This is a genomic window from Pseudoalteromonas sp. Z1A2 (assembly GCF_011378755.1).
Taxonomy (GTDB): domain Bacteria; phylum Pseudomonadota; class Gammaproteobacteria; order Enterobacterales; family Alteromonadaceae; genus Pseudoalteromonas; species Pseudoalteromonas distincta.
On the sequence record NZ_WTKX01000094.1, the window covers coordinates 1 to 544 of the forward strand.

The 544-nt window shown below is 39.3% G+C and carries 1 protein-coding gene; it reads right to left on the reverse strand.

The genetic code is table 11. The features are described 5' to 3' along the window. On the reverse strand, positions 1 to 452 hold a 452-nt coding region (locus GQR47_RS20355; protein WP_165724420.1), incomplete at its 3' end, for a response regulator. Positions 453 to 544 lie beyond the last annotated feature (92 nt).

Below are 544 nucleotides of genomic sequence, written 5' to 3' on the forward strand. Positions count from 1 at the left end.
AATAAAATACGCTTGCCTGCACGTTGTATTTTTCGCTTTGGAATATCCATTTCTAAATCAGCAACGATCAGTATATCGTCAACTGTTTGTACTGCACCACGGCGAATAAGAGTGCGTACTCTTGCTAAAACTTCAGCAAAAGCAAAAGGCTTTATTAAATAGTCATCAGCACCAAGTTCGAGCCCCTTTACTCTATCGTCTATGCTATCGCGAGCAGATAAAAATAGTACTGGGGTTTTGTTATCTGCTTCACGTAGCGACTGTAAAATTTTCCAACCGGATACGTCAGGTAACATGACATCAAGTATTATTACATCAAATAATTCGGTCATTGCTAGGTGATGGCCGTCAAGACCATTGCGCGCCAAAGAAACCTGAAAACCAGCTTCACTTAGTCCCTGTTTTAAATAATCTCCCGTTTTTGCTTCATCTTCAACAACTAATAAGCGCATACAATTCCTTCATTAAAGTCCTAACAACTACCTCTGCAAATATTATGCAGTATCTGTCACTACAGCAACATGACACCAAGATTACAACTTTG